Here is a 23,891-nt window from a genome sequence, read left to right as displayed (position 1 = left end):
GAGCAGCCTTGTGCTGCGAATGGGCCGCAAAGCGGCCCCGACAATCACACCGCATTACGCGGCAGCAAAAGCCCCAACGGCAACCTGACCCGCGCCTCGATCCCGCCACCCGACCGGTTGCGCAACTCGACATTCCCGCCATGCTGGGCCGCGATGCGCTTGACGATCGCCAGGCCCAACCCGGTGCCCTTGCCACCACGGGCACGGTCACCGCGAATGAACGGGTTGAAGATCGTCTCCAGCTCCGACTCGTCGATCCCCGTCCCCCGGTCCAGCACGCTGAGCACCACGTAAGGCGCGCTCTCGTCGCCGGACACATAGGCCGCCACTTCCACGCCCTTGCCGGCATGGTGCAGGGCGTTGCCGATCAAGTTGCCCAGCATGCGCTTGAGCGAAACCCGACGCAGCGGGAACGGCGGAATCGGCTCCAGGCACAGCCGTACACGTTCTTCGGGCTGGTTGTACGGGGCCACCACTTCGCGCACCAGGTCGGCCAGGTCGACCTCTTCCACCGGCTCGTCACGGCCATCGCGAATGAACGCCAGGAACTGGTCCAGAATCGCGTCCATGTCCTCGATATCGCGGACCATGTCATCGCTAAGCTCGTTGTCACTGTCCAGCAGCGAAAGCGACAGGCGCAGCCGCGTCAGCGGTGTACGCAAGTCGTGGGAAACCCCTGCCAGCATCAACTCGCGTTCACGCCCGGCCTGCTCGACATCCTCAGCCATCTGGTTGAACGCGCGGTACACCTCGGTCATCTCACTGGGCGTATCGCTGATTGGCAAGCGCACGCTGCGCCCCTGGCCCAGTTGCCGGGCGGCAAACACCAGGCGCTTGAGCGGCTGGTTCAGCTGGCGCACGAAAATCCAGGCAGAGGCGGTGGACAACAGGCCGATGGCCAGGAACCAGCCAAGCACGTTCCAGATCTTCTGCCCCCGCAGCGGGTGCGGGTACAGCGGCACTTTGAGCCAGCCAGGGCCGAGGCTCGGCGCATTGACCCACAACGCCGGTGGCGCATGGATGCGCAGGCGTACTTCGGTGTCTTCGCCCAGTTCGGCCTGCATCTGGCGCTGGTAGATCTCGCTATAAGGCCAGTGCTGCTCGCCTTCCGGCACACCCGAGCCGGTCACCCGGATCAGGCCTGCGGCTTCGGCGATCTTGTCACGGTTCTCTTCATCGGCAGCCCAATAGGCGCGCAAGGTCAATGCAACACCGTGGCTGTACTGACGGTCGACCAGCACATCCTCGTTCATCAACAGGTAAACGAGGGTCAGCGCCTTGGAAAACAGGACGACGATCAGCACCAGCCACAGCGTGCGGGCGAAGAAACTTTGCGGGAACCACAACGGCGTTCTCATGGACGACGCGGCATCATTTGCCGGCGTTTCCGTCCGGCACGAAGACGTACCCTACGCCCCAGACCGTCTGGATATACCGTGGCTTGGACGGGTCGGGCTCGATCATGCGGCGCAGGCGCGAGATCTGCACGTCGATGGAACGCTCCAGGGCATCCCACTCGCGGCCACGGGCCAGGTTCATCAGTTTGTCGCGGGTCAGCGGTTCACGCGCATGCATGACCAGCGCCTTGAGCACGGCGAACTCACCGGTGGTGAGCATGTGCACTTCGTCGCCGCGTTTAAGCTCGCGGGTGGCCAGCGACAGCTCGTAATCACCGAAGGTGACCGATTCGTCCTCGCTGCCCGGGGCACCCGGGACGCTCGGCGCCTGGCGGCGCAGCACGGCCTTGACCCGGGCCATCAGTTCGTCCGGGTTGAAGGGTTTGCCCAGGTAGTCGTCAGCGCCCAGCTCCAGCCCTTTGATGCGGCTGAGCTCGTCGCCTTTGGCGGTGAGCATGATGATCGGGATCTGGTTGTTCGACTGGCGCAGGCGCTTGCAGGCGGACAGGCCATCTTCGCCCGGCAGCATCAGGTCGAGCACCACCAGGTTGAACACCTCCCGCGAGAGCAGGCGGTCCATCTGTTCGGTGTTGGGCACCGCGCGGGCACGGTAGCCCTTGCTGGTGAAGAAACGCTCCAGCAGGCTGCTCAGCCCCGGATCGTCGTCGACGATGAGAATCTTGTCACCTTCAGCGGTGTTTGCAGTGCCGGTCATGAATTACTCCTCTGGTATCGCCGCGCATTATGGCGTAGCCGTTGCAACGCGTGCCGTGAGCATTGTTAGCAGATTTTTCCCCCGGCGCCAGTTCCGGGCCGTTCAGGCTGGCTTGGCGCCATCACCGCAAGCCGGTCACGATGGGTATAATGCGCGGCTTTCATCCAGTGCCGTCGGGCTGCAAACCCGCGCGCGGCCCCCGTATTCACAATTGTCAGGTGGTTTACATGGACAGCATCAACAGCCGTATCGCCGAGGAACTGGGCGTACGCCCACAACAGGTCGAAGCGGCCGTGGGCCTGTTGGACGAAGGCTCGACCGTGCCCTTCATCGCCCGTTACCGCAAGGAAGTGACCGGCAGCCTGGACGACACCCAACTGCGCCACCTGGAAGAGCGCCTGCGCTACCTGCGCGAACTTGACGAGCGCCGCGCCAGCATCCTGTCCAGCATTGAGGAACAGGGCAAGCTGACCCCGGAACTGGCCCGCGAGATCAAGCTGGCCGACACCAAGACCCGCCTCGAAGACCTTTACCTGCCGTACAAGCAAAAGCGCCGCACCAAGGGCCAGATCGCCCTGGAAGCCGGCCTCGGCGAGCTGGCCGACGGTTTGTTCAACGACCCGCAGCTGACCCCGGAAACCGAAGCGGCCCGCTTCGTCGACGCCGAAAAGGGCGTGGCCGATGTCAAGGCGGCGCTGGAAGGCGCGAAATACATCCTCATGGAGCGCTTCGCCGAAGACGCCGCCCTGCTCGACAAGCTGCGCAACTTCCTCAAGCAGGAGTCGGTGCTCAGCGCCCGCGTGGTGGCTGGCAAGGAAGAAGAAGGCGCCAAATTCCGCGACTACTTCGCCCATGACGAACTGCTGCGCAACGCCCCGTCGCACCGTGCCCTGGCGATTTTCCGCGGGCGCAACGAAGGCATCCTGAGCGCCTCGCTCAAAGTCGGTGAAGAACTGCCAGGCACCCTGCACCCGTGCGAAGTGATGATCGGCAACCACGTCGGCGTTGAAAACCGCAGCCGGCCGGCCGACAAGTGGCTGGGCGAGGTGGTGCGCTGGACCTGGAAGGTCAAGCTGTACACCCACCTGGAAACCGACCTGTTCGGCGAACTGCGCGACAACGCAGAAAGCGAGGCGATCAACGTGTTCGCCCACAACCTGCACGACCTGCTGCTGGCCGCCCCGGCCGGCCCGCGCGCCACCTTGGGCTTCGACCCAGGCCTGCGCACCGGTTGCAAGATCGCCGTGGTCGACGCCACCGGCAAACTGCTGGACTACACGACGGTCTACCCGCACGCGCCGAAAAACGACTGGGACCGCACCATTTCCATCATGGCCGCACTGTGCGCCAAGCACGCGGTGGAACTGATCGCCATCGGCAACGGCACCGCCAGCCGCGAAAGCGACAAGCTGGTGGCCGAGCTGGTCAAAAAATACCCAGCCCTGAAAATCACCAAGATCATGGTCTCCGAGGCCGGTGCGTCGGTGTACTCGGCATCGGAACTGGCCGCCCGCGAGTTCCCGGACCTGGACGTATCGATCCGCGGCGCTGTGTCGATTGCCCGTCGCCTGCAGGACCCACTGGCAGAGCTGGTGAAGATCGACCCGAAATCCATCGGTGTCGGCCAGTACCAGCACGACGTGTCCCAGCTGAAGCTGGCGCGTGGCCTGGACGCCGTGGTCGAGGACTGCGTGAACGCCGTGGGCGTGGACGTGAACACGGCCTCGGTGGCGCTGCTGACCCGTATCTCCGGCCTTAACGCCACGCTGGCACAGAACATCGTCGCCCACCGCGATGCCAACGGCCCGTTCGCGACCCGCGCAGCGCTGAAAAAGGTCAGCCGCCTCGGTGAAAAAACCTTCGAACAAGCCGCCGGCTTCCTGCGTGTGATGAACGGCGACAACCCGCTGGACGCCTCCGCCGTGCACCCTGAGGCCTACCCGCTGGTGCAACGCATCGCCGCTGGCACCGACCGCGACATCCGCTCGCTGATCGGCGACAGCAGCTTCCTCAAGCGCCTGGACCCGAAGCAGTTCACCGACGAGTCCTTCGGCCTGCCGACCGTTACCGACATCCTGCAAGAGCTGGACAAACCCGGCCGCGACCCACGCCCTGAGTTCAAGACCGCCACCTTCCAGGACGGCGTCGAAGACCTCAAGGACCTGGAGCCTGGCATGATCCTCGAAGGCGTGGTCACCAACGTCACCAACTTCGGTGCTTTCGTCGACATCGGCGTGCACCAGGACGGCCTGGTGCACATCTCGGCATTGTCCGAGAAGTTCATCAAAGACCCGCGTGAAGCGGTCAAGGCCGGCGACGTGGTCAAGGTCAAGGTCATGGAAGTGGACATCCCGCGCAAACGTGTCGGGCTGTCCATGCGCATGGGCGATACCCCGGGCGAGAAGGTCGAAGGCAACCGTGGCGGCGGCCGTGGCAACGGCGGCAATCGCCAGCAGCAGGCCCCGCGCCAGCGTGAAACTGCCACTGCCGCCCCGGCCAACAATGCCATGGCGTCGTTGTTCGCCAACGCCAAGCAGCTGAAGAAGAAGTGATGGACGTCCCGCGCGAATACGTCGAAAGCGCCTTCAGCCAACTGCTTGGCTGCCGCCTGCAACGCCTGGACACAGGCGTTGCCGAAGTGGCCCTGGCGCTTGAGCCGCAACTGCGCAACCGTGGCCAGAAACTGCACGGTGGGGCGATCTTCAGCCTGGTGGACATCGCCATGGGCCTGGCCTGCTCGGCCAGCCATGGTTTCGACCAGCAGAGCGTGACCATTGAATGCAAGATCAACTACATTCGCGCGGTCAGTGATGGCGAGGTGCTGTGCACGGCCCGTGTGCTGCACGCCGGGCGGCGCACGCTGGTGGTCGACGCCGACGTAGTTCAAGGCGACAAACTGGTGGCCAAAGCGCAAGGAACCTTCGCGGTTCTCTAGCTCACCAAGCTGTATCTGCGGTATTTTCAGCAGCAACTTGGTGCCACTTCGTGCCGCATCGCCGGCAAGCCGGCTCCCACAAGGTCCCCGCTGACCTTCTGTGGGAGCCGGCTTGCCGGCGATGGGGCGCAAAGCGGCCCCACAATTCGGTGCCGGAACCGCGTAAACCAGGCGACAACGCCAGTTCCTTTCTTCCTACCCTTGTAGACCGTTATCTCTACCCCCATATTGGGGCGACTGACGCGTGAAGGAATACATCTTGAGCGAACTCCTCAACCGCCGCCTGAGCCTGCTCGGCGCAAATCTCCCCCTGCTCAAGCAGTGCCTGCACGGTATTGAGCGAGAATGCCTGCGCGTGACCGATGAAGGTCGCCTGGCCCAGACCCCGCACCCTGAGGCCTTGGGTTCGGCGCTGACCAACGAGCAGATCACCACCGATTATTCCGAGTCGCTGCTGGAGTTCATCACCCCGGCCCTGGCGGACCCGGCCCAGGTGCTCGAGAACCTCGACGAGATCCACCGCTTCGTCTACACCAAGCTGGGTAGCGAATACCTGTGGAGCCCGTCGATGCCCTGCGCGTTGCCGGCCGAGGAAGACATCCCGATTGCCGAATACGGCAGCTCGAACATCGGCAAGCTCAAGCACGTGTACCGCAAAGGCCTGGCCCTGCGCTATGGCCGCACCATGCAGTGCATCGCCGGTATCCATTACAACTTCTCGCTGCCTGAAGCGTTGTGGCCCTTGCTACGCGCAAGCGAAGGCAGTGCAGAAGAGGCGCGCGATTATCAGTCGTCGGCCTACATCGCGCTGATCCGCAACTTCCGCCGCTACAGCTGGCTTTTGATGTACCTGTTCGGCGCTTCGCCGACCCTGGACAAAGGCTTCCTGCGTGGCCGCCCGCACCAGCTCGAAGAACTGGATGCCGAAACGTTGTTCCTGCCCTACGCCACCAGCCTGCGCATGAGCGACCTGGGCTACCAGAGCAACGCCCAGGCCGGCCTCACGCCTTGCTACAACAACCTGGCCAGCTACACCGACAGCCTGCGCAAGGCGGTGGGCACGCCCTACCCGCCCTACGTTGAAGTCGGTACGCACGTGGATGGCGAGTGGGTGCAGTTGAACACCAACATCCTGCAAATCGAGAACGAGTACTACTCGAACATCCGCCCCAAGCGTGTCACCTACACCGGCGAGCGGCCGATCCAGGCGCTGACGTCCCGTGGCGTGCAGTACGTCGAAGTGCGCTGCCTGGACATCAACCCGTTCCTGCCGGTCGGGATCGACCTGACCGAAGCGCGTTTCCTCGATGCCTTCCTGCTGTTCTGCGCGCTTGAAGAAAGCCCGCAACTGGACAACGGCGAGTGTGGCCAGTGCACCAGCAACTTCCTGACCGTGGTCAAGGAAGGCCGTCGCCCAGGCTTGGAACTGCACCGTGATGGTCAGGCCATCGCGCTGAAAACCTGGGCTACCGAGTTGATAACTCGCATTGGCCAACTGGCCGAGCTGCTCGACCGCGCCCACGGCGGCGACGCACATGCCAACGCCCTGCAGGAGCAACAGGCCAAGGTCGACGACGCCTCGCTGACTCCATCGGCCCAAGTCCTGGCACGCATGACCGAACATGACGAAAGTTTTGTCCAGTTCTCGCTGCGCCAGAGCCGCGTTCACGCCGAGCGCTTCCGCGAGCAACCGCTCAGCAGCGAACGCCAGCAGGCCTTCGAAACGCTCGCCCGCGAGTCGCTGGCCAAACAGGCCGAGCTTGAGCAGACCGAAGTCGGCGACTTCGACCTGTTCGTCGGCGCCTACCAGGCCAGCATCCTGGCGATCAGCAACTGATGAGCCGCACCGCCTCCCCGCGCAAGCCGCGCGCCAGCAGCCAGGCCAGGATCGAGACGATCCTGGCGGCCGCGCGCGAGCTGCTTGCCGAGCTGGGGGTGGCGGGGTTGTCGATCTACAGCGTGGCCGAGCGGGCGCAGATACCCCCTTCGTCGGTGTACCACTTCTTCGCCAGCGTCCCAGCCCTGCTGGAGGCGTTGACCGCCGACGTGCACCGGGCGTTTCGCGAGGCGCTGAGTGCACCGATCGACAGCAGTACGCTGACGACCTGGCATGAACTGTCACGGTTGATCGAGCAACGCATGCTGGACATCTACAACGAAGATGCCGCGGCGCGTCAGTTGATCCTGGCGCAGCATGGCCTGAGCGAAGTGGTGCAAGCCGACCGGCAGCACGACATGGAGCTGGGCGACCTGATGTACAAGCTGTTCGACCAGCATTTTCACTTGCCGGTGATGCCTGCGGATGTGGATGTGTTTGCCCTGGCCATGGAGCTGAGCGACCGGGTGTATGCGCGGTCGGTGCAGTTGCATGAACAGATCACGGCGCGTATGGCTGAGGAAGGCAAGCGGGTGTTCGAGGCGTATCTGGGGCTTTATTTGCCGCCGTTTCTGGCTAAGCGTTTGGGTTGAAATCGTTGGGGCCGCTGTGCGGCCCTTCGCGGGACAAGCCCGCTCCCACATGGGATTCGATCTCCTGAGGGCATTCGATCTCTTGTAGGAGCGGGCTTGCCCGCGAAGGGCTGCAGAGCAGCCCCCTTCAACACCAGAATCACAGCTTGGCGATGGACACTTCTGTCGACTTCACAAAGGCAATCACTTCACTGCCCACCTGCAGCTCCAGCTCACGCACGGAGCGGGTGGTGATCACCGAGGTGACAACGCCGGAGGCGGTCTGCACGTCGATTTCCGACAGTACCGGCCCTTCGAGGATTTCTTTCACGGTGCCTTTGAACTGGTTGCGAACGTTGATGGCTTTGATAGTCATGGCTTGATTCCTTCTCTTTGGCTTCAGTCGGGTAAGTGAGTGATTCAGTGCGCCCAACGCAGTTGCGTGGGCAAAGGGGCTACAGGATCCGGTTCAGGCGCAGTGCCCGGAGCCGACAGAACACGGTTGAGCACTTCGCTTTCCAGCGCCGCCAAACGGTGCGAACCACGCGACCTTGGCCGTGCCAGATCGACAGTGAGGTCGAGCCCGACCTCGCCGTCTTCGATCAAGATCACCCGGTCCGCCACGGCAACCGCCTCGCTGACATCGTGGGTGACCAGCAACACGGTGAACCCGTGCTGACGCCAGAGGCGTTCGATCAATTGCTGCATCTCGATACGGGTCAATGCATCCAAGGCACCCAGCGGCTCGTCCAGCAACAGCAGACGCGGCTGGTGAATCAGTGCCCGCGCCAGGGCCACCCGTTGCTTCTGGCCACCGGAGAGTGCTGCCGGCCACTCGTTGGCGCGGTCGGCCAGGCCGACTGCTTCCAGCGCATCCAGCGCACGTGGCCGCCAGTTGCCAGACAAGCCCAGGCCGACGTTGTCGATCACCTTCTTCCACGGCAACAGGCGCGCGTCCTGGAACATCAGCCGGGTTTCTTCGCGGGCTTCGGCCAAGGGTGCGGCACCGGCCAGCAATTCACCGGCGCTGGGCTGGTCGAGGCCGGCCAACAAACGCAGCAAAGTGCTCTTGCCGCAGCCGCTGCGGCCAACGATGGCGACGAACTGGCCAGCCGGGATGTGCAGGTCGATGCCTTTGAGCACTTCACGCTGGCCAAAGGTTTTACGCAGGCCATTGGATGCCAGAGGGATGCCACGCAGCAGGCGTGGCGGCTGTTCCTTGAGCACGGTCATGCGCCCTCCTTCTTGGCCACTTGATAGGCCGGGTGCCAGCGCAGCCAGACACGTTCCAGGCCGCGGGCGGCGAGGTCAGCGAGCTTGCCAAGCACGGCGTACAGGACGATGGCCAAGACCACCACGTCGGTCTGCAGGAACTCACGGGCGTTCATCGCCAGGTAACCGATACCGGCATTCGCCGAGATGGTTTCTGCCACGATCAGGGTCAGCCACATGAAGCCCAGGGCGAAGCGCACGCCCACCAGAATCGAGGGCAATGCACCTGGCAGGATCACCTGACGGAACAAGCCGAAACCGGACAGGCCATAGCTGCGCGCCATCTCCACCAGGGCCGGGTCAACGTTGCGGATACCGTGGTAGGTGTTGAGGTAGATCGGGAACAACGTGCCCAGGGCGACCAAAAAAATCTTTGCCGACTCATCGATACCGAACCACAGGATCACCAGTGGGATCAGCGCCAGGTGAGGCACGTTGCGGATCATCTGCACCGAGCTGTCGAGCAGGCGTTCGCCCCAGTTCGACAGGCCAGTGATAAAACCAAGCGCCAGGCCGATGCTGCCGCCGATGACGAAGCCCAGCCCGGCACGCCAGCCACTGATGGCCAGGTGGGTCCAGATCTCGCCGCTGCGCACCAGCTCGACACCCGCGCTGACCACCGCGCTCGGCGCTGGCAGGATGCGGGTCGACAGCCAGCCCGCGCTGACCGCCAGCTGCCAGGCCGCTAGCAGCAGTACCGGCAGTGCCCATGGGGCCAGGCGCTGAGCCAAGGTAGAAGAAGTTGCACGACTCATGGCCCGGCCCTCAGCTCTGCGACACGGACTTGGGCAGGATGTCGTTGGCCACCATCTCGCCGAACGGGCTCACGTAACCGGTACTTTTCGGTTGCTCCGGGCGCTGTACGTCGAGGTGCGGGAACAGCAGCTCGGCAACGCGGTAGGACTCTTCAAGGTGTGGATAACCCGAGAAGATGAAGGTATCGATGCCCAGCTCGGCGTATTCCTTGACCCGTGCAGCCACGGTAGGGCCATCGCCGACCAGCGCGGTACCGGCGCCGCCGCGTACCAGGCCGACGCCCGCCCACAGGTTGGGGCTGACCTCCAGGTTGTCGCGGTTGCCGCCGTGCAGGGCAGCCATGCGCTGCTGGCCGACCGAGTCGAAACGCGCCAGCGAGGCCTGGGCACGGGCGATGGTTTCGTCGTCCAGGTGCGAGATCAGGCGGTCAGCGGCGGCCCAGGCTTCTTCATTGGTTTCACGCACGATCACGTGCAGGCGGATACCGAAGCGCACTTCGCGACCTTGGGCGGCAGCCTTTTCGCGCACCTGGGCGATTTTTTCGGCGACGGCGGCCGGTGGCTCGCCCCAGGTGAGGTACAGCTCGACCTGCTCGGCCGCCAGGTCTTGCGCGGCTTCGGACGACCCGCCGAAGTACAGCGGCGGACGCGGTTGCTGAATCGGCGGATAGAGCAGTTTGGCGCCCTTCACCTGGATGTGCTTGCCGTCGCAGTCGACGTTTTCGCCTTCCAGCACCTTGCGCCAGATACGGGTGAACTCGACCGAGGCTTCGTAGCGCTCTTCGTGGCTCAGGTGCAGGCCGTCACCGGCCAGTTCGTCCGGGTCGCCACCGGTGACCAGGTTGAACAGCGCACGGCCGTTGGACAGGCGGTCCAGGGTCGCGGCCTGGCGCGCCGCCACGGTCGGCGAAATGATGCCGGGGCGCAGGGCAACCAGAAACTTCAGGCGCTGGGTGACAGGGATCAACGACGCAGCCACCAGCCAGGAATCCTCGCAGGAACGCCCGGTAGGGATCAGCACCCCACCAAAACCAAGGCGGTCGGCAGCCTGGGCAATTTGCTGCAGGTAGCCGTGATCGACTGCACGGGCGCCATCGGAGGTGCCCAGGTACTTGCCGTCACCGTGTGTGGGAAGAAACCAGAAAATGTTAAGGCTCATTGGAGTTGTCTCCTCAAGGGTGGCTCAAGCCGGAGCAACGCCCCGGCGCAGGCAATTCAATCAAGGCGCACTGGCGACCTTGGCCGGGGGTGTCCAGATCACGTCCTTGATGCTCAGCGGCTTGGGAATAAGCTTCAGCGCCTGGAACGTGTCGGCGATCTTCTGTTGCGCGGCCACCACCTCAGGGGTGAGCGGCGCAGCGCCGTAGCCTTGGCGCTTGACCGAGGTCAGGGTGATGTCGGCAGGCAGCCCAAGCAGGGGCGCGACCTGATCGGTGACCTCCTGCGGGTTGGCCTGGGACCACTCGCCCACGGCACGCACTTCGTCGATCAAGGTGCTGATCACGGCAGGGTGCTGGGTGGCATAGCCACGGGTGGCGAGATAGAACTGATGGTTGTCGACCAGACCCTTGCCGTCACGCAGGGTACGTGCCTGCAGCTGTTTCTCGGCGGCGGCCTGGTACGGGTCCCAGATCACCCAGGCATCGACGCTGCCACGCTCGAATGCCGCGCGGGCATCGGCTGGCGGCAGGTAGACCGGTTGAATGTCGCTGTATTTGAGGCCTGCATCTTCCAGGGCACGCACCAGCAGGTAGTGGACGTTGGAGCCCTTGTTGAGGACGACTTTCTTGCCTTTGAGGTCTTTCACCGACTGGATCGACGAGCCCTTCGGCACCAGGATCGCTTCGCTGTGCGGCGCCGGTGGCTCGTAGGCCACGTAAAGCAGGTCGGCGCCGGCAGCCTGAGCGAATACCGGCGGCGTTTCGCCGGTGACGCCGAAGTCGATGGAGCCGACGTTCAGGCCTTCGAGCAACTGCGGGCCACCGGGGAATTCGGTCCACTGCACCTGCACGCCCTGCTCGGCCAGGCGCTTCTCCAGCGTGCCTTTGGCCTTGAGCAGCACCAGGGTGCCGTATTTCTGATAACCGATGCGCAGGCTCTCGGCCTGGGCTTGGGTGATGGCGCCGAAGGACACAGCCGCCGCAAACAGGGCGACCAGACCACGACGCAAGAAGACTGTGCGCATGGCGCTCTCCTGTGCGAATGGGGTTCGGGTTGCACCTGCTTGCCTCGTTGACGGGCGAGTAAGGTGGATGACGCGATAAAGCCGTTGAACCGGGTCAGATGCTCCAGCGGGCACTGATCAGGCGTTCATTGAGTACGCCGGGGGCCACGGGGCGCGGCCGACGGGCCAGGGCAACGTGGAAGGTTTCCAGCGAGTCCTGCAGGCGCTCATCCAGAGCAGGTGCCAGCTGTGCCGCCTTGGCGCCTTCTGCGTAGGCGACCTGGCTGTCGTCGGCGAAGATCCCTTGCAGGGTCTCTTGCGCCTTAAGTGCCGACAGCACCGGTTTTAACGCGTAATCCACCGCCAGCATGTGGGCGATGCTGCCGCCGGTAGCGATGGGCAACACGACCTTGTGCTCCAGGGCGCGTTCGGGCAGCAGGTCGAGCAATGTTTTCAGCGCGCCGGCGAACGATGCCTTGTACACCGGGGTGGCGACGATCAGGCCATCGGCCTGGGCCACCAGTTGCTGGAAGTGCTGCACCTGCGGGCTGTCGAAGCGCGCATGGAGCAGGTCCTCGGCGGGGAAGTCACGTACCTGGAAGGTCACTACTTCGACGCCACGGTGCTGCAGCCACTGGCGCGAGCGCTCGAGCAACACGCCGGAGCGTGAACGGGTACCAGGGCTACCACCGATTGAGACGACCAACATTGGAGCGCTTCCTTGTGTTCTGTTGGAAGTGACATTAACAGCCTGTTTATATATCTAGAAATCATATTTTTTCATTTGTTTATTCCTTCTGGTTCTTTAATGGTTTTGAGATTTGGGGGGCTGCTTTGCAGCCCTTTCGCGACGCAAGGCCGCTCCTACACAGGGATCGCATTCCATTGTAGGAGCGGCCTTGCGTCGCGATAGGGCCGCAAAGCGGCCCCAAAAAACCGGAGGCATAAAAAAGGGCCGTCGAAACGGCCCGAAATCCCTGCTATGGCTAAGAGCAATGCAACGTGGATCCTTTAACGATTAGGTTGCGGCGTCAGGCGCAGATAAGGCTTCACCGCCCGATACCCTTTGGGGAAACGCTGTTTGATCTCTTCCTCGTCTTTGAGCGAAGGCACGATCACTACGTCGTCACCGTCCTGCCAGTTACCTGGCGTGGCGACCTTGTAGTTGTCGGTCAGCTGCAGCGAGTCGATTACCCGCAAAATCTCGTTGAAGTTGCGCCCGGTACTGGCCGGATAGGTAATGGTCAGGCGCACCTTCTTGTTCGGGTCGATGACGAACAGCGAGCGCACGGTCAGGGTGTCGTTCGCGTTCGGGTGAATCAGGTCGTACAGGTCGGACACCTTGCGGTCGGCGTCGGCGATGATCGGGAAGTTGACCACGGTGTTCTGGGTCTCGTTGATGTCATCGATCCACTTGTGGTGCGAGTCGACCGGGTCCACCGACAGTGCGATGGCCTTGACGCCGCGCTGGGCGAAGTCGTCTTTGAGCTTGGCGGTCAGGCCCAGTTCGGTGGTGCACACCGGGGTAAAGTCGGCCGGGTGGGAAAACAGCACACCCCAACTGTTGCCGAGCCACTCGTGGAAGCGGATCTTGCCTTCACTGGAATCCTGTTCGAAATCGGGGGCGATGTCGCCGAGTTTGAGGCTCATGGGTGCGGCTCCTGTGCTGTGTTCTGGCCTTGTGGAGTTCAATGTGCCTGCATTCAATTAAAAATAAAAAGAATAAATACTGATTTATTTATAACCACAGAGCATACCGAATTGCAGACACAAAAAAGCCTCGCACTAGGCGAGGCTTCTGGTTCAGCTACGGCTTACAGGAAGTTGTAAGTGTAGTTGAAGATCAGACGGGTCTGATCCTGGTCAGCCAGCGAGCTGGTGCCAGTGCCACGGTAGACACCGTGACGCAGGCTGGCGCCCAGGCCTTTGAAGGTGCCTTCCTGGATGACGTAGTCGACGCGAGCGTCACGTTCCCATTCGCTGAAGGTACCGTTGCCGTTGGCGTTCTTGCCGTCTTCACCTTTCAGGTAGGAGACCGAAGCTTTCAGGCCAGGGACGCCCAGACGCGCGAAGTCATACGAGTACTGACCGAAGGTGGTGTTTTCACCGGCCTTGGCGAACTGGTTGATCATGCTGTCGGTGAACAGGTAGAAGCTGGAACCACCGGCGCCTTCGTTGCGGCCATTGCCATCAACGACGCTGCCTTGGTTGAGCCAGACGAAACCACCGTCATCGTTGACACGCTGGTGACCGAGCATCAGCGCATGGCCGCCCAGGGTGTAGGTGAACATGGCGGTCCAGGTCTTGTTGTCGACCTCGCCAGCGTTCTTGGCATAACCGCCGTTGTTGTTGAAGCGGTAGCCGGCTTCACCGTTCTTGCCGTCGCTGCTGCTGTCGAAGTAGCGCAGGTCGGTCTTGAACGACTGGTCGTCAGCAATCTTGAACACGTGGGTCGCGCCCAGGAAGTGCTGCTTGTAGAAGTCTTCCAGGTTCGAGTAGTAGTACTGCAGGGTCAGGTCTGGAGTGAGCTTGTAGTCCAGGCCGCCGTAGCGGAACTTGTTGCTGTCCTGGGTAGCGCCCGCCACGGACAGGCCGGTACGGTTGCTCGAAGCACGGCCCATGGCATGGGTCAGCTGACCGGCGTTGACGGTCAGGTTGTCGATTTCCTTCGACTGGATGGTGCCACCCTCGAAGGTCTGCGGCAGCAGACGGCCATCGTTGGCCACCAGGATCGGCAGGTTCGGCGCCAAGGCGCTACCGAAGTGGGCTTCGGTCTTGGAGAAGCGAGCCTTGGCATTACCGCCTACACGCGCCCACTGGCTTACAGCAGACCCGTCGGTATCGCTCGGGAAGAAGCTGCTGTTGTCAGGGTGCTTGCCGCGGCCGCCATCCAGGTGAATACCCCACAGGGCCTGAACATCGACGCCGAAGCCAACGGTACCCTCGGTGAAACCGGACAGGTAGTCGAGCTTGAAGCCCTGGCCAGACTCGCGGTTGTCAGCACCGCCGTCACGGTTGTCGTTGTTGAAGTACATGGTGCGCGAGCTGAGCGACAGTTTGCTGTCTTCAACGAAACCGGCAGCGCCTGCTTGTTGGGCGAGAACCCCCAGTGCCACGGCCAGAGCCAGGCTGGACTTGTACATGTTTTGCTCCTCTACGTTCTAATTCTTGTGTATCTCTGGAGGCGGGGTCTGCTGCCCCGCTCACCGTGGATTGGCGATTTAGTCCCAAAGCGTGACCATGAAGTCAATCGTTTCTAAACGTTTCGCGACTTTGGTCTAAGACGCCACCTGCGCTACAGGATAATGACAATCCTATAAATCCAAAATGACCGTTTTATGAATTTGTAAGATTTTTCCGGAATATGTTAGGAACCTTTACTGCCTTTTGTTGTAAACGGCACATTCGTTCATAACTTTGGGTTATTTGCAAACGTTTGCTCATAACCTAATTCCATACTGTTCTAAGGGACGAAAAAGCCTAGCAGCCCTGTCGGATTTCGCCATTGCGCGACATCAACGGCACGCGGCTTAAAGCATTTGGCTCCTAAGCTAATTCTAAAAAGTTATTTATTTTAGATTTCTTAGATCATTTAGTCTTCTCGCCATCCATCACATCGATTGCCTGACGAGAGGTTCAACCATGATCCCGCACGCTCCGCTGCGCCTGTTCGCCGCCCTGACCCTCGCCGGCACCAGCTGGTTGGCCCAGGCCGCCGACTTGACCGTGGCCTACCAGACCACCGTTGACCCGGCCAAAGTTGCCCAGGTCGATGGCGACTACGAAAAAGCCAGCAAGGCCAGTATCGACTGGCGCAAATTCGACAACGGCGCCGATGTGATCACGGCTGTGGCCAGCGGTGACGTGCAGATCGGCTACCTCGGTTCCAGCCCGCTGGCCGCTGCGGCAACGCGCAAACTGCCGGTCGAAACCTTCTTGATCGCCACCCAGATCGGCGCGGGCGAAGCACTGGTGGCGCGCGACAGCATCAAGACGCCGCAAGACCTGATCGGCAAGAAAGTGGCCGTGCCTTTCGTTTCCACCGGCCACTACAGCCTGCTGGCGGCGCTCAAGGCCTGGAACATCGACCCGTCCAAGGTACAGATCCTCAACCTCGCGCCACCGGCGATCATTGCCGCCTGGAAACGCGGTGACATCGACGCGACCTACGTCTGGGACCCCGCCCTGGGCGTGGCCAAGGAAAACGGCAAGGTGCTGATCACCTCCGGTGAACTGGCCGAAAAAGGCGCACCGACCTTCGACGCCTGGATCGTGCGCAAGGACTTCGCCGACAAGCACCCTGACGTGGTCAAGGCGTTCGCCAAGGTCACCCTCGACGCCTACGCCGACTACCGCAAAGACCCACAAGCGTGGCTGGCCAACAAGGACAACGTGGCCAAGCTGGTCAAGCTGTCCGGCGCCAAGGCCAGCGATATCCCGGTGCTGCTGGAAGGCAACGTCTACCCATTGGCCGCCGACCAGGCCAACGCCCTGGGTGCACCGACCACCCAAGCGCTGACTGACACCGCCACCTTCCTCAAGCAACAAGGCAAGGTCGACGCGGTGCTGCCGGACTACTCGCCGTACGTCAGCGCCAAGTTCCTTCCAAACTGATCCGGAGCCCGTCATGGCCTTGCTTGAACTGGAGCGCATCAGCGCACAGTACCCTGGCGCCAGCACCCCGGTGCTGGCCGATATCAACCTGAGCCTGGGGCCACGCCAGCTGCTGGTGGCCCTCGGGCCATCCGGCAGCGGCAAGACGTCGCTGCTCAACCTGATCGCCGGCTTCGTCGCCCCCAGCGGCGGCCGCATCACCCTTGACGGTGCACCGGTCAACGGCCCCAGCGCCGAACGCGGTGTGGTGTTCCAAGACGATGCCTTGCTGCCCTGGCAGAACGTGCTGGGCAACGTCGCCTTTGGCCTTGAGCTGGCCGGCGTACCGCGCGCCCAGCGTGAGGCCAAGGCCCGCGAGATGCTGGCCTTGGTCGACCTGGAAGGGTTTGCCGAGCGGCGCATATGGCAATTGTCCGGTGGCCAGAAGCAGCGTGTCGGCCTGGCCCGCGCGCTGGCGGCCGACCCACGGGTACTGCTGATGGACGAGCCGTTCGGCGCGCTCGACGCGTTCACCCGCGAGCAGATGCAAGAGCTGCTGCTGCAGGTCTGGCAGCGCACCGCAAAGCCTGTGTTCCTGATTACCCACGACATTGAAGAAGCGGTGTTCCTCGCCAGCGAGCTGGTGCTGCTGGCGCCCAACCCGGGGCGTGTAGTCGAGCGCCTGCAGTTGGACTTCGGCCAACGCTACGCGGCGGGCGAGCCGGCCCGGGCGATCAAGTCCGACCCACGCTTCATCGAAACCCGCGAGCACGTGCTGGCGCGGGTCTTCTCCCAACGCCAAAGCCTGCAGGAGCGCGCATGAGCAGCCTGGATCTGCCGGTTACCGGCAAACGCGACGCCCACACCCGGCCTGCTGAAAAGGCACGCCGCCCGCTTGCTACCCGCTGGATCAGCACCCTGACCCTGGCCAGCCTGCTGCTGGCCTGGTGGCTGGTGACGGCCGCCGGCTGGATCGAGCCGCTGTTCCTGCCGGCGCCCGGCGATATCCTGGCCAGGGCCTGGACCCTACTGACCCAGGGCTACATGGATGCCAGCCTGTGGCAGCACCTGGGGGCAAGCCTGGGCCGTATCGGCCTGGCACTGGTCGCCGCCACCCTGACCGCCATCCCGGTCGGCATCGCCATCGGTTACAACCGCGTGGCGCGGGGCATTCTCGACCCGCTGATCGAGTTCTACCGCCCTATTCCGCCACTGGCCTATCTGCCGCTCATCGTCATCTGGTGCGGCATCGGCGAGCTGTCGAAAGTGTTGCTGATTTACCTGGCGATCTTCGCCCCGATTGCCATCGCCACCGCCACCGGCGTACGCACCGTCGACCCGGCCAAACTGCGCGCCGCGCAATCGCTGGGGGCGACCAAGGCGCAACTGATCCGCCACGTGATCCTGCCCAGCGCCTTGCCCGACATCCTCACCGGCATCCGCATCGGCCTTGGGGTCGGCTGGTCGACCCTGGTCGCCGCAGAACTGATCGCCGCCACCAGCGGCCTGGGCTTCATGGTGCAGTCGGCGGCGCAGTTCCTGGTCACTGACGTGGTGGTGCTGGGCATTCTGCTGATCGCCCTGATCGCCTTCGCGTTGGAAATGAGCCTGCGCGCGCTGCAACGCAAGCTGGTGCCCTGGCACGGGCAAAGCCACTGACCACGCCGGCATTTCGGCGCCTAGTAAAAACAGATCGAGACCGACATGAGCCTGACCATCACCCCTCTCAGCCCGGCGCTCGGCGCCCAGATCAGCGGCGTGGACATCAGCCGCGACATCACCACCGAGCAGCGCGACGCCATCGAGCAAGCGCTGCTCAAGCACCAGGTGCTGTTCTTCCGCGATCAACCGATCAACCCAGACCAGCAAGCCCGCTTTGCGGCCCGCTTTGGTGACCTGCACATCCACCCGATCTACCCCAACGTGCCGGAAACTCCGCAGGTGCTGGTGCTCGACACGGCGGTCACCGACGTGCGCGACAACGCCGTCTGGCACACCGACGTGACCTTCCTGCCGACCCCGGCGTTGGGTGCGGTGCTCAGCGCCAAGCAACTGCCGGCCTATGGCGGCGACACCCTGTGGGCCAGTGGCATTGCCGCCCTTGAAGCCTTGTCGGCGCCCCTGCGCGAGATGCTTGATGGGCTGACGGCCACCCATGACTTCACCAAGTCGTTCCCGCTCGAGCGTTTTGGCACCACGCCAGAAGACCTGGCGCGCTGGGAAGCGACCCGGCGCAACAACCCGCCGCTGTCACACCCAGTGATCCGCACGCACCCGGTCAGCGGGCGCAAGGCGCTGTTCGTCAACGAAGGGTTCACCACGCGCATCAATGAGTTGAACGAGTATGAGAGCGACGCGTTGCTCAAGCTGCTGTTCACCCATGCGACCAGGCCTGAGTTCAGCATTCGCTGGCGTTGGCAGGAAAATGATGTGGCGTTCTGGGACAACCGCGTGACCCAGCATTTTGCGGTGGATGATTACCGGCCGAATCGGCGGGTGATGCACCGGGCGACGATTCTGGGGGATGCGCCGTTTTGAACCGCGGGAGGCCGTTGGCCTCCATTCGCAGCACAAGGCTGCTCCTACAGGGGATCGCACATCCTGTAGGAGCAGCCTTGTGCTGCGAAAGGGCCGCAAAGCGGCCCCAGCGGTCTAGCGGACCAGGTGCAAGTACTGCATATGCCGCTCGTACTGGTCGAGGATGTCGTTGATGATCTGCTCCTTGCTGTAGCCCACCAGGTCGTAGTTCTGGCTGCCCTCGCTCAGGTGCACCTCCGCCCGGTAATAACGGCGGTTCTTCAACTCCTGAGCACCCAGCCCACCCAGCGCAAACGACGGCGTGAAATAGCCGCGCATCTGCACCTGGTAGATGAAGGGTTGCTCCTCGCCATGGCCCACTTTCAAGCTGACGTTGTCGTGGCTCGGGTCGTCCTGGGTAATCAGCACCAGGCCCTTCTGCTCGAACACCTCACGCACATCGGCAATCGCCGGGCGCACCACGTCGTCCATGAAGCGGTACACCTCATCGCGTGACGGGAAGTGCACGGCCTGGCTCAGGCGCTGGCGCCAGCCGCCACGACCGCGACGCGACTGAGCGAACGGCGCCAGCGAATGCATCTGCGCAATCTGCCGCTGGGACTCCAGGTAAAACGCCTTGTGCAGCCCCCACATCATGCACAGCAAGATCAGCGAGAACGGCAGCGAGGTCAGCACCACCGCCGACTTCAGCGAATCGATGCTGCCGGCGAACAGCAATGCACTGGTGATCAGCGCGGTCATCGCGCCCCAGAAAATCCGCAGCCAGTTAGGCCCATCTTCATCCGGGTCACCACCCTTGGCCGACAAAGTCGACAGCACCACAGTGCCCGAGTCGGCCGAGGTGACGAAGAACACGAAGCTGATAAACACCGTGGTCGCGATGACCACCTTGCTCCAGGGGTAGGTCTCCAGCAGCAGGTACAGGCTCATCGACGGGTTATCCAGCGCCGATTGACCAAGCGCGGTCATGCCATGGTTGATGACCTGGTCCAACGCGCTGTTGCCGAAGATCGACATCCACGCCAGGGTGAAGCCCAGGGGAATCAGCAACACGCCGAAGACGAATTCGCGGATGGTGCGCCCACGCGAAATACGCGCAATGAACAAGCCCACGAACGGCGCCCAGGCAATCCACCAGGCCCAGTAGAACACCGTCCAGCCGCCCAGCCAGTCGCGGTTTTCGCCATAGGCATAGACGTCGAAGCTCTTGCGGGGCAAGGCGCCGAGGTAGTCCCCCAGGTTCTGGATAAGCGTGTTGAACAGGTGCTGGGTAGGGCCGGCAAACAGCACGAACAGCAACAGCGCGCAGGCCAGGAACAGGTTGATGTCGCTCATCACCCGCACGCCTTTCTCCACCCCGGCGACCGCCACGGCCACCGCCGCGCCCATCATCAGGGTGATCAACGCGACCTGCACCCACTGGCTGTGGCTGATCCCGAACAGGTAATCCAGGCCGGCATTCAAGTGCAACACGCCAAAGCCCATGTCAGCGCCCAGGCCGAACACCGTGGCAATGATGCCGAAGCCATCCACCGCGTAACCAATCGGCCCGTTGATGCGCTTGCCGATCAAGGGGTACAGCGCCGAGCGCAAGGCCAGCGGTAGGTTATGCCGGTAGGCGAAGTAGGCCAGCGCCATGCCGACGAAGGCAAACACGCCCCAGCCATGCAGGCCCCAGTGCAGGAACAGGATCTGCATGGCCTGGCGCCCGGCCTCTGCCGTGCCTGCTTCGCCCTGGGGCGGCTGCAGCATGTGGGTCAGCGGTTCGGACACGCAGAAGAAGAACAGCGTGATGCTGATGCCGGCGGCAAACAGCATGCCGGCCCAGGACAAGTAGCTGAACTCGGGTTCGTCGTGGTCGGCACCGAGCTTGATCTTGCCGTAGCCAGACAAGGCGGTGACCACCACGAAGACCAGGTACAGCGTCATCGCCAGCATGTAGTACCAGCCGACCGTGTTGGCCGCCCAGTTCTGTGCCGCCAGCAACCAGTCGCCTGCAGCTTGCGGGTTGGTGATGACGATGAGGCCGAAGATGAGGATGAAACTTGCCGCGAAATAGAACACCGGAGGGTTCATGCGCATCTTGCCGTTGGCAAGGGTGGGGGTCGGTGCACTCATCGGGCATGCACCTCGTCACGTGACGTAAGGTTCGAAATGAACGGGTTCAGCAAAGGAATCCTCCTGTTGAACACCGGCAGCGGACCAGCGTTTTTTCATTGAACAAGCGTTCAAGTTAACCATGGATCGGGATTTGATGCGAACCGGGGTGCTGATCGGTGCATGCCTGAACCGGCCCTTTTGCGGGGCAAGCCCACTCCCCCAGGTACATCACTAGCCCCAATAGGCTGATGATTCTGTGGGAGCGGGCTCGCCCCGCGAAAGGGCCGGTACAGCCAGTAAAGACCTCAGGTCAGTTCTTGTCCTGGCAATCCAGTTGCAGGTTGGCCTGGGTAATGTTGCTCTCAGCCGGCACGCTACGGGTGAGCCACACATTACCGCCAATGGTCGAGCCCTTGCCGATGGTAATGCGCCCCAGGATCGTCGCCCCCGCATAGATCACCACGTCGTCCTCGACGATCGGGTGGCGCGGCAGGCCTTTGTGCAGGGTACCCGACTCATCGCTTGGGAAGCGCTTGGCGCCCAGTGTCACCGCCTGGTAGATACGTACCCGCTCGCCGATGATCGCGGTCTCGCCAATCACCACGCCGGTGCCGTGGTCGATGAAGAAGCTCGGGCCGATCTGCGCGCCGGGGTGGATGTCGATACCGGTCGCCGAATGCGCCAGCTCCGAACTGATACGCGCCAGCAGCGGCAAACCAGCCTGGTACAAGTGATGCGCCAGGCGGTGATGGATGATGGCGAGGATGCCTGGGTAGCACAGCAGCACCTCATCGACACTGCGCGCCGCCGGGTCACCGTGGTAGGCGGCCAGCACGTCGGTGTCCAGCAATACCCGCAGGTTGGGCAGCGCCGCGGCAAAATCCTGGATCAGCCGCAGTGCCTGGGCATCGACGGACACCAAGTCACCCTGGCTCTGCCGGGCGGCGTAGCGCAGCTCCAGGCGGGCCTGGGCCAGCAATGCGGTCAGGGCGGCATCCAGGGTGTGCCCTACGTAAAAATCTTCACTCTCTTCGCGCAGGTCGACCGGCCCAAGGCGCATCGGGAACAGCGCCCCGCACAACTGCTCGAGAATCTGCCGCATGGCCTCGCGAGAGGGCAGTTCGCGCCCGCCCTGCTCGCCAATGCTGCGGCCATTGCGGCTGCGCCATTGCTCACGGGCGCTGCGCAAACCACTGACGATGCTGTGCAGCTGCCAATGCGCGGATGTTGGTTGTTCGCTCACGGTGTTCTCCTGCCTGGGGCCAATCTGTCGTTATGCGATCCACTCTACGGCAAATCCATCCCTTGGAAAAAACAACGCTTTATTCCATCCTGCGCTAAGTCGGGCATAAGCCGCGATGACGGCGCCAGTATCCTGGCCTACCCTCAAAGCTGACTTCACTCGGCAGAAAAACAAAACGGAATAATAAGATAATTTTTTATTATTTCCTGGCCTAAGCGGCCAACTTTATAGTCGCCACCCACTACTTCCACACCAAGCGCGGGGCCTGACATGTCGAAATTCGCCAAACCGCTACTCAACGCCAGCCTGGCCATCCTGCTGGGTGCCGGCCTGCTCAGCCAGGCCTTCGCCGGCGAGCAATTGAAGACCATTCAGGAAAAGGGCGTGATCAACGTCGGCCTGGAAGGCACCTACCCACCGTTCAGCTTCGTCAACGCAGACGGAAACCTGACCGGCTTCGAGGTTGAACTCTCCGAGCTGTTGGCCAAGGAGCTCGGGGTCAAAGCCAAGGTTCAACCGACCAAATGGGATGGGATCCTCGCCGCGCTGGAATCCAAGCGTCTGGACGTGGTGATCAACCAGGTGACCATTTCCGAAGAGCGCAAGAAGAAGTACGACTTCTCCGAGCCCTACACCATTTCCGGCATCCAGGCGCTGATCCTGAAGAAGAAGGCCGAGCAGCTGAACATCCACAAAGCGGCTGACCTGGCTGGCAAGAAAGTCGGCGTAGGCCTGGGCACCAACTACGAGCAATGGGTCAAGCAAGATGTTCCGCAAGCAGACGTGCGCACCTATGAAGACGACCCGAGCAAATTCGCCGACCTGCGCAACGGCCGCATCGACGCGATCCTGATCGACCGCCTGGCCGCACTGGAATACGCGCAAAAAGCCAAGGACACCGAGCTTGCCGGCGACGCCTTCTCGCGCCTGGAAAGCGGCGTGGCCCTGCGCAAAGGCGAACCTGAGTTGCTGGCGGCCCTCAACAAGGCCATCGACAAGCTCAAGGCCGACGGCACGCTGGCCAAGCTGTCGGAAAAATACTTCGGTGCCGATGTCACTAAATGATCCCTGAAAGCCTGCAACTCGTTGTCGATTCCACGCCCTTCCTGCTGAAGGGCGCGGGTTATACGGTGCTGCTCAGTGTCGGTGGCATGTTCTTCGGCCTGGTGCTGGGGTTTGCCCTGGCGCTGATGCGGCTGTCGAAGATGTTGCCGCTGGACTGGCTGGCACGCATCTACGTGTCGTTCTTCCGGGGCACGCCGCTGCTGGTGCAGCTGTTCGTGATCTATTTCGGCATGCCGCAGATCGGTATCGAACTCGACCCCATCCCGGCCTCGCTGATCGGCCTGTCGCTGAACATGGCAGCTTACATCTGCGAAATCCTGCGTGCGGCGATTTCCTCGATCGACCGTGGCCAGTGGGAAGCCGCTGCCAGCATTGGCATGACCCGCACCCAGGCCATGCGCCGGGCCATCCTGCCGCAAGCCCTGCGTACGGCCTTGCCACCGCTGGGCAACAGCTTCATCTCGCTGGTCAAGGACACCGCCCTGGCGGCGACCATCCAGGTGCCCGAGCTGTTCCGCCAGGCCCAGCTGATTACCGCACGCACCTTCGAAGTCTTCACCATGTACCTGGCTGTGGCGGTTATCTACTGGATCCTCTGCAGTATCCTCGCGCACTTCCAGAACCGCATGGAAGCGCGGGTCAACCAGCATGACCAGGAGCATTGAG

22 protein-coding genes are annotated in these 23,891 nt (G+C 62.7%); 10 read left to right on the top strand and 12 right to left on the bottom strand.

Going from position 1 to position 23,891, the window contains the following annotated elements; genetic code table 11:
* Window positions 1-44: 44 nt before the first annotated feature.
* Both HU764_RS26735 and ompR read right to left on the bottom strand, forming a co-directional pair.
* Window positions 45-1,358, bottom strand: a complete 1,314-nt coding sequence (locus tag HU764_RS26735) for an ATP-binding protein (protein ID WP_027595188.1) — start codon at window positions 1,356-1,358, stop codon at window positions 45-47.
* Window positions 1,359-1,371: 13 nt separating this feature from the next.
* A complete protein-coding gene (gene ompR, locus HU764_RS26730; protein WP_027595187.1) occupies window positions 1,372-2,112 on the bottom strand; it encodes an osmolarity response regulator transcription factor OmpR in 741 nt (246 codons plus the stop codon).
* 227 nt (window positions 2,113-2,339) lie between these two features.
* Here ompR and HU764_RS26725 point away from each other — a divergent pair, with 227 nt between their 5' ends.
* The 4 genes from HU764_RS26725 to HU764_RS26710 all read left to right on the top strand — a co-directional run bounded on the left by HU764_RS26725 (window position 2,340) and on the right by HU764_RS26710 (window position 7,516).
* On the top strand, window positions 2,340-4,664 hold the full coding sequence (locus tag HU764_RS26725) for a Tex family protein (protein ID WP_186681861.1): 2,325 nt from the start codon (window positions 2,340-2,342) through the stop codon (window positions 4,662-4,664).
* Window positions 4,664-5,047: a PaaI family thioesterase gene (locus tag HU764_RS26720; protein ID WP_186703127.1), complete on the top strand. Its 384-nt coding sequence runs from the start codon at window positions 4,664-4,666 to the stop codon at window positions 5,045-5,047. Before HU764_RS26725 ends, HU764_RS26720 begins: the two co-directional genes overlap by 1 nt.
* Before the next feature lie 259 nt (window positions 5,048-5,306).
* Window positions 5,307-6,884 (top strand): glutamate--cysteine ligase, encoded by a 1,578-nt coding sequence (gshA, locus tag HU764_RS26715; protein ID WP_189662628.1) that lies wholly within the window; start codon window positions 5,307-5,309, stop codon window positions 6,882-6,884.
* Window positions 6,884-7,516: a TetR/AcrR family transcriptional regulator gene (locus tag HU764_RS26710; RefSeq protein WP_186681857.1), complete on the top strand. Its 633-nt coding sequence runs from the start codon at window positions 6,884-6,886 to the stop codon at window positions 7,514-7,516. The genes gshA and HU764_RS26710 overlap by 1 nt, the downstream gene beginning before the upstream one ends.
* A gap of 139 nt (window positions 7,517-7,655) precedes the next feature.
* Here HU764_RS26710 and HU764_RS26705 read toward each other — a convergent pair whose 3' ends face one another.
* The 8 genes from HU764_RS26705 to HU764_RS26670 form a co-directional block, all read right to left on the bottom strand.
* Window positions 7,656-7,871, bottom strand: a complete 216-nt coding sequence (locus tag HU764_RS26705; RefSeq protein ID WP_027595183.1) for a TOBE domain-containing protein — start codon at window positions 7,869-7,871, stop codon at window positions 7,656-7,658.
* Between the two features lie 44 nt (window positions 7,872-7,915).
* Entirely contained in the window at window positions 7,916-8,728 is an 813-nt protein-coding gene (gene ssuB, locus HU764_RS26700; protein ID WP_027595182.1) for an aliphatic sulfonates ABC transporter ATP-binding protein, read from the bottom strand.
* Window positions 8,725-9,522 carry an aliphatic sulfonate ABC transporter permease SsuC gene (gene ssuC, locus HU764_RS26695; RefSeq protein ID WP_027595181.1) on the bottom strand — a complete coding sequence of 266 codons (798 nt, stop codon included), beginning with the start codon at window positions 9,520-9,522 and terminating at the stop codon, window positions 8,725-8,727. The genes ssuB and ssuC overlap by 4 nt, the downstream gene beginning before the upstream one ends.
* Window positions 9,523-9,532: 10 nt before the next feature.
* Window positions 9,533-10,681: an FMNH2-dependent alkanesulfonate monooxygenase gene (gene ssuD / locus HU764_RS26690; protein WP_186703126.1), complete on the bottom strand. Its 1,149-nt coding sequence runs from the start codon at window positions 10,679-10,681 to the stop codon at window positions 9,533-9,535.
* Between the two features lie 60 nt (window positions 10,682-10,741).
* On the bottom strand, window positions 10,742-11,707 hold the full coding sequence (locus HU764_RS26685; RefSeq protein WP_186703125.1) for a sulfonate ABC transporter substrate-binding protein: 966 nt from the start codon (window positions 11,705-11,707) through the stop codon (window positions 10,742-10,744).
* A gap of 94 nt (window positions 11,708-11,801) precedes the next feature.
* Window positions 11,802-12,395 (bottom strand): NADPH-dependent FMN reductase, encoded by a 594-nt coding sequence (gene ssuE / locus HU764_RS26680; RefSeq protein WP_027595178.1) that lies wholly within the window; start codon window positions 12,393-12,395, stop codon window positions 11,802-11,804.
* A 302-nt stretch (window positions 12,396-12,697) separates the two neighbouring features.
* Window positions 12,698-13,336, bottom strand: a complete 639-nt coding sequence (locus tag HU764_RS26675) for a peroxiredoxin (RefSeq protein ID WP_027595177.1) — start codon at window positions 13,334-13,336, stop codon at window positions 12,698-12,700.
* Between the two features lie 164 nt (window positions 13,337-13,500).
* Window positions 13,501-14,829, bottom strand: a complete 1,329-nt coding sequence (locus HU764_RS26670) for an OprD family porin (protein WP_085273870.1) — start codon at window positions 14,827-14,829, stop codon at window positions 13,501-13,503.
* A gap of 499 nt (window positions 14,830-15,328) precedes the next feature.
* Here HU764_RS26670 and tauA point away from each other — a divergent pair, with 499 nt between their 5' ends.
* Genes tauA through tauD form a run of 4 tightly spaced genes read left to right on the top strand, consistent with a single transcriptional unit; the run spans window position 15,329 to window position 18,817 of the window.
* Entirely contained in the window at window positions 15,329-16,300 is a 972-nt protein-coding gene (gene tauA, locus HU764_RS26665) for a taurine ABC transporter substrate-binding protein (protein WP_085273871.1), read from the top strand.
* Window positions 16,301-16,313: 13 nt separating this feature from the next.
* Complete coding sequence (gene tauB / locus HU764_RS26660; protein ID WP_027595174.1) at window positions 16,314-17,102, top strand: taurine ABC transporter ATP-binding subunit; 789 nt, start codon at window positions 16,314-16,316, stop codon at window positions 17,100-17,102.
* Window positions 17,099-17,938: a taurine ABC transporter permease TauC gene (tauC, locus tag HU764_RS26655; RefSeq protein WP_099428066.1), complete on the top strand. Its 840-nt coding sequence runs from the start codon at window positions 17,099-17,101 to the stop codon at window positions 17,936-17,938. The genes tauB and tauC overlap by 4 nt, the downstream gene beginning before the upstream one ends.
* Window positions 17,939-17,983: 45 nt before the next feature.
* Entirely contained in the window at window positions 17,984-18,817 is an 834-nt protein-coding gene (gene tauD, locus HU764_RS26650) for a taurine dioxygenase (protein WP_186681851.1), read from the top strand.
* A gap of 114 nt (window positions 18,818-18,931) precedes the next feature.
* Here the strand turns inward: tauD and betT are convergent, their stop codons facing one another.
* Both betT and epsC read right to left on the bottom strand, forming a co-directional pair.
* Window positions 18,932-20,893: a choline transporter BetT gene (gene betT, locus HU764_RS26645; RefSeq protein ID WP_172960398.1), complete on the bottom strand. Its 1,962-nt coding sequence runs from the start codon at window positions 20,891-20,893 to the stop codon at window positions 18,932-18,934.
* 334 nt (window positions 20,894-21,227) lie between these two features.
* Window positions 21,228-22,160, bottom strand: a complete 933-nt coding sequence (gene epsC / locus HU764_RS26640) for a serine O-acetyltransferase EpsC (protein WP_186681849.1) — start codon at window positions 22,158-22,160, stop codon at window positions 21,228-21,230.
* A gap of 270 nt (window positions 22,161-22,430) precedes the next feature.
* Between epsC and tcyJ the strand changes: the two genes are divergently transcribed.
* On the top strand, window positions 22,431-23,225 hold the full coding sequence (gene tcyJ, locus HU764_RS26635; protein ID WP_027595169.1) for a cystine ABC transporter substrate-binding protein: 795 nt from the start codon (window positions 22,431-22,433) through the stop codon (window positions 23,223-23,225).
* Window positions 23,222-23,890 (top strand): cystine ABC transporter permease, encoded by a 669-nt coding sequence (tcyL, locus tag HU764_RS26630; RefSeq protein ID WP_085273874.1) that lies wholly within the window; start codon window positions 23,222-23,224, stop codon window positions 23,888-23,890. Before tcyJ ends, tcyL begins: the two co-directional genes overlap by 4 nt.
* The last annotated feature ends 1 nt before the right edge of the window (window position 23,891 follow it).

Origin of the sequence: Pseudomonas kermanshahensis (assembly GCF_014269205.2) — a bacterium.
GTDB classification, from domain to species: Bacteria; Pseudomonadota; Gammaproteobacteria; order Pseudomonadales; family Pseudomonadaceae; genus Aquipseudomonas; species Aquipseudomonas kermanshahensis.
The sequence above is the reverse complement of the archived record's forward strand: the minus strand, read 5'-3'. Positions and strand labels throughout refer to the sequence as shown.

Bases quoted from the DNA above. Each gene is read 5' to 3' on its own strand.
- betT (WP_172960398.1), bottom strand. From the start codon at position 20,893: ATGAACCCTCCGGTGTTCTATTTCGCGGCAAGTTTCATCCTCATCTTC.
- tcyL (WP_085273874.1), top strand. From the start codon at position 23,222: ATGATCCCTGAAAGCCTGCAACTCGTTGTCGATTCCACGCCCTTCCTG.
- tauB (WP_027595174.1), top strand. From the start codon at position 16,314: ATGGCCTTGCTTGAACTGGAGCGCATCAGCGCACAGTACCCTGGCGCC.
- HU764_RS26705 (WP_027595183.1), bottom strand. From the start codon at position 7,871: ATGACTATCAAAGCCATCAACGTTCGCAACCAGTTCAAAGGCACCGTG.
- HU764_RS26710 (WP_186681857.1), top strand. From the start codon at position 6,884: ATGAGCCGCACCGCCTCCCCGCGCAAGCCGCGCGCCAGCAGCCAGGCC.
- HU764_RS26670 (WP_085273870.1), bottom strand. From the start codon at position 14,829: ATGTACAAGTCCAGCCTGGCTCTGGCCGTGGCACTGGGGGTTCTCGCC.
- HU764_RS26720 (WP_186703127.1), top strand. From the start codon at position 4,664: ATGGACGTCCCGCGCGAATACGTCGAAAGCGCCTTCAGCCAACTGCTT.
- ompR (WP_027595187.1), bottom strand. From the start codon at position 2,112: ATGACCGGCACTGCAAACACCGCTGAAGGTGACAAGATTCTCATCGTC.
- HU764_RS26725 (WP_186681861.1), top strand. From the start codon at position 2,340: ATGGACAGCATCAACAGCCGTATCGCCGAGGAACTGGGCGTACGCCCA.
- ssuC (WP_027595181.1), bottom strand. From the start codon at position 9,522: ATGAGTCGTGCAACTTCTTCTACCTTGGCTCAGCGCCTGGCCCCATGG.
- HU764_RS26675 (WP_027595177.1), bottom strand. From the start codon at position 13,336: ATGAGCCTCAAACTCGGCGACATCGCCCCCGATTTCGAACAGGATTCC.
- HU764_RS26685 (WP_186703125.1), bottom strand. From the start codon at position 11,707: ATGCGCACAGTCTTCTTGCGTCGTGGTCTGGTCGCCCTGTTTGCGGCG.
- ssuB (WP_027595182.1), bottom strand. From the start codon at position 8,728: ATGACCGTGCTCAAGGAACAGCCGCCACGCCTGCTGCGTGGCATCCCT.
- tauD (WP_186681851.1), top strand. From the start codon at position 17,984: ATGAGCCTGACCATCACCCCTCTCAGCCCGGCGCTCGGCGCCCAGATC.
- ssuE (WP_027595178.1), bottom strand. From the start codon at position 12,395: ATGTTGGTCGTCTCAATCGGTGGTAGCCCTGGTACCCGTTCACGCTCC.
- tcyJ (WP_027595169.1), top strand. From the start codon at position 22,431: ATGTCGAAATTCGCCAAACCGCTACTCAACGCCAGCCTGGCCATCCTG.
- HU764_RS26735 (WP_027595188.1), bottom strand. From the start codon at position 1,358: ATGAGAACGCCGTTGTGGTTCCCGCAAAGTTTCTTCGCCCGCACGCTG.
- tauA (WP_085273871.1), top strand. From the start codon at position 15,329: ATGATCCCGCACGCTCCGCTGCGCCTGTTCGCCGCCCTGACCCTCGCC.
- ssuD (WP_186703126.1), bottom strand. From the start codon at position 10,681: ATGAGCCTTAACATTTTCTGGTTTCTTCCCACACACGGTGACGGCAAG.
- tauC (WP_099428066.1), top strand. From the start codon at position 17,099: ATGAGCAGCCTGGATCTGCCGGTTACCGGCAAACGCGACGCCCACACC.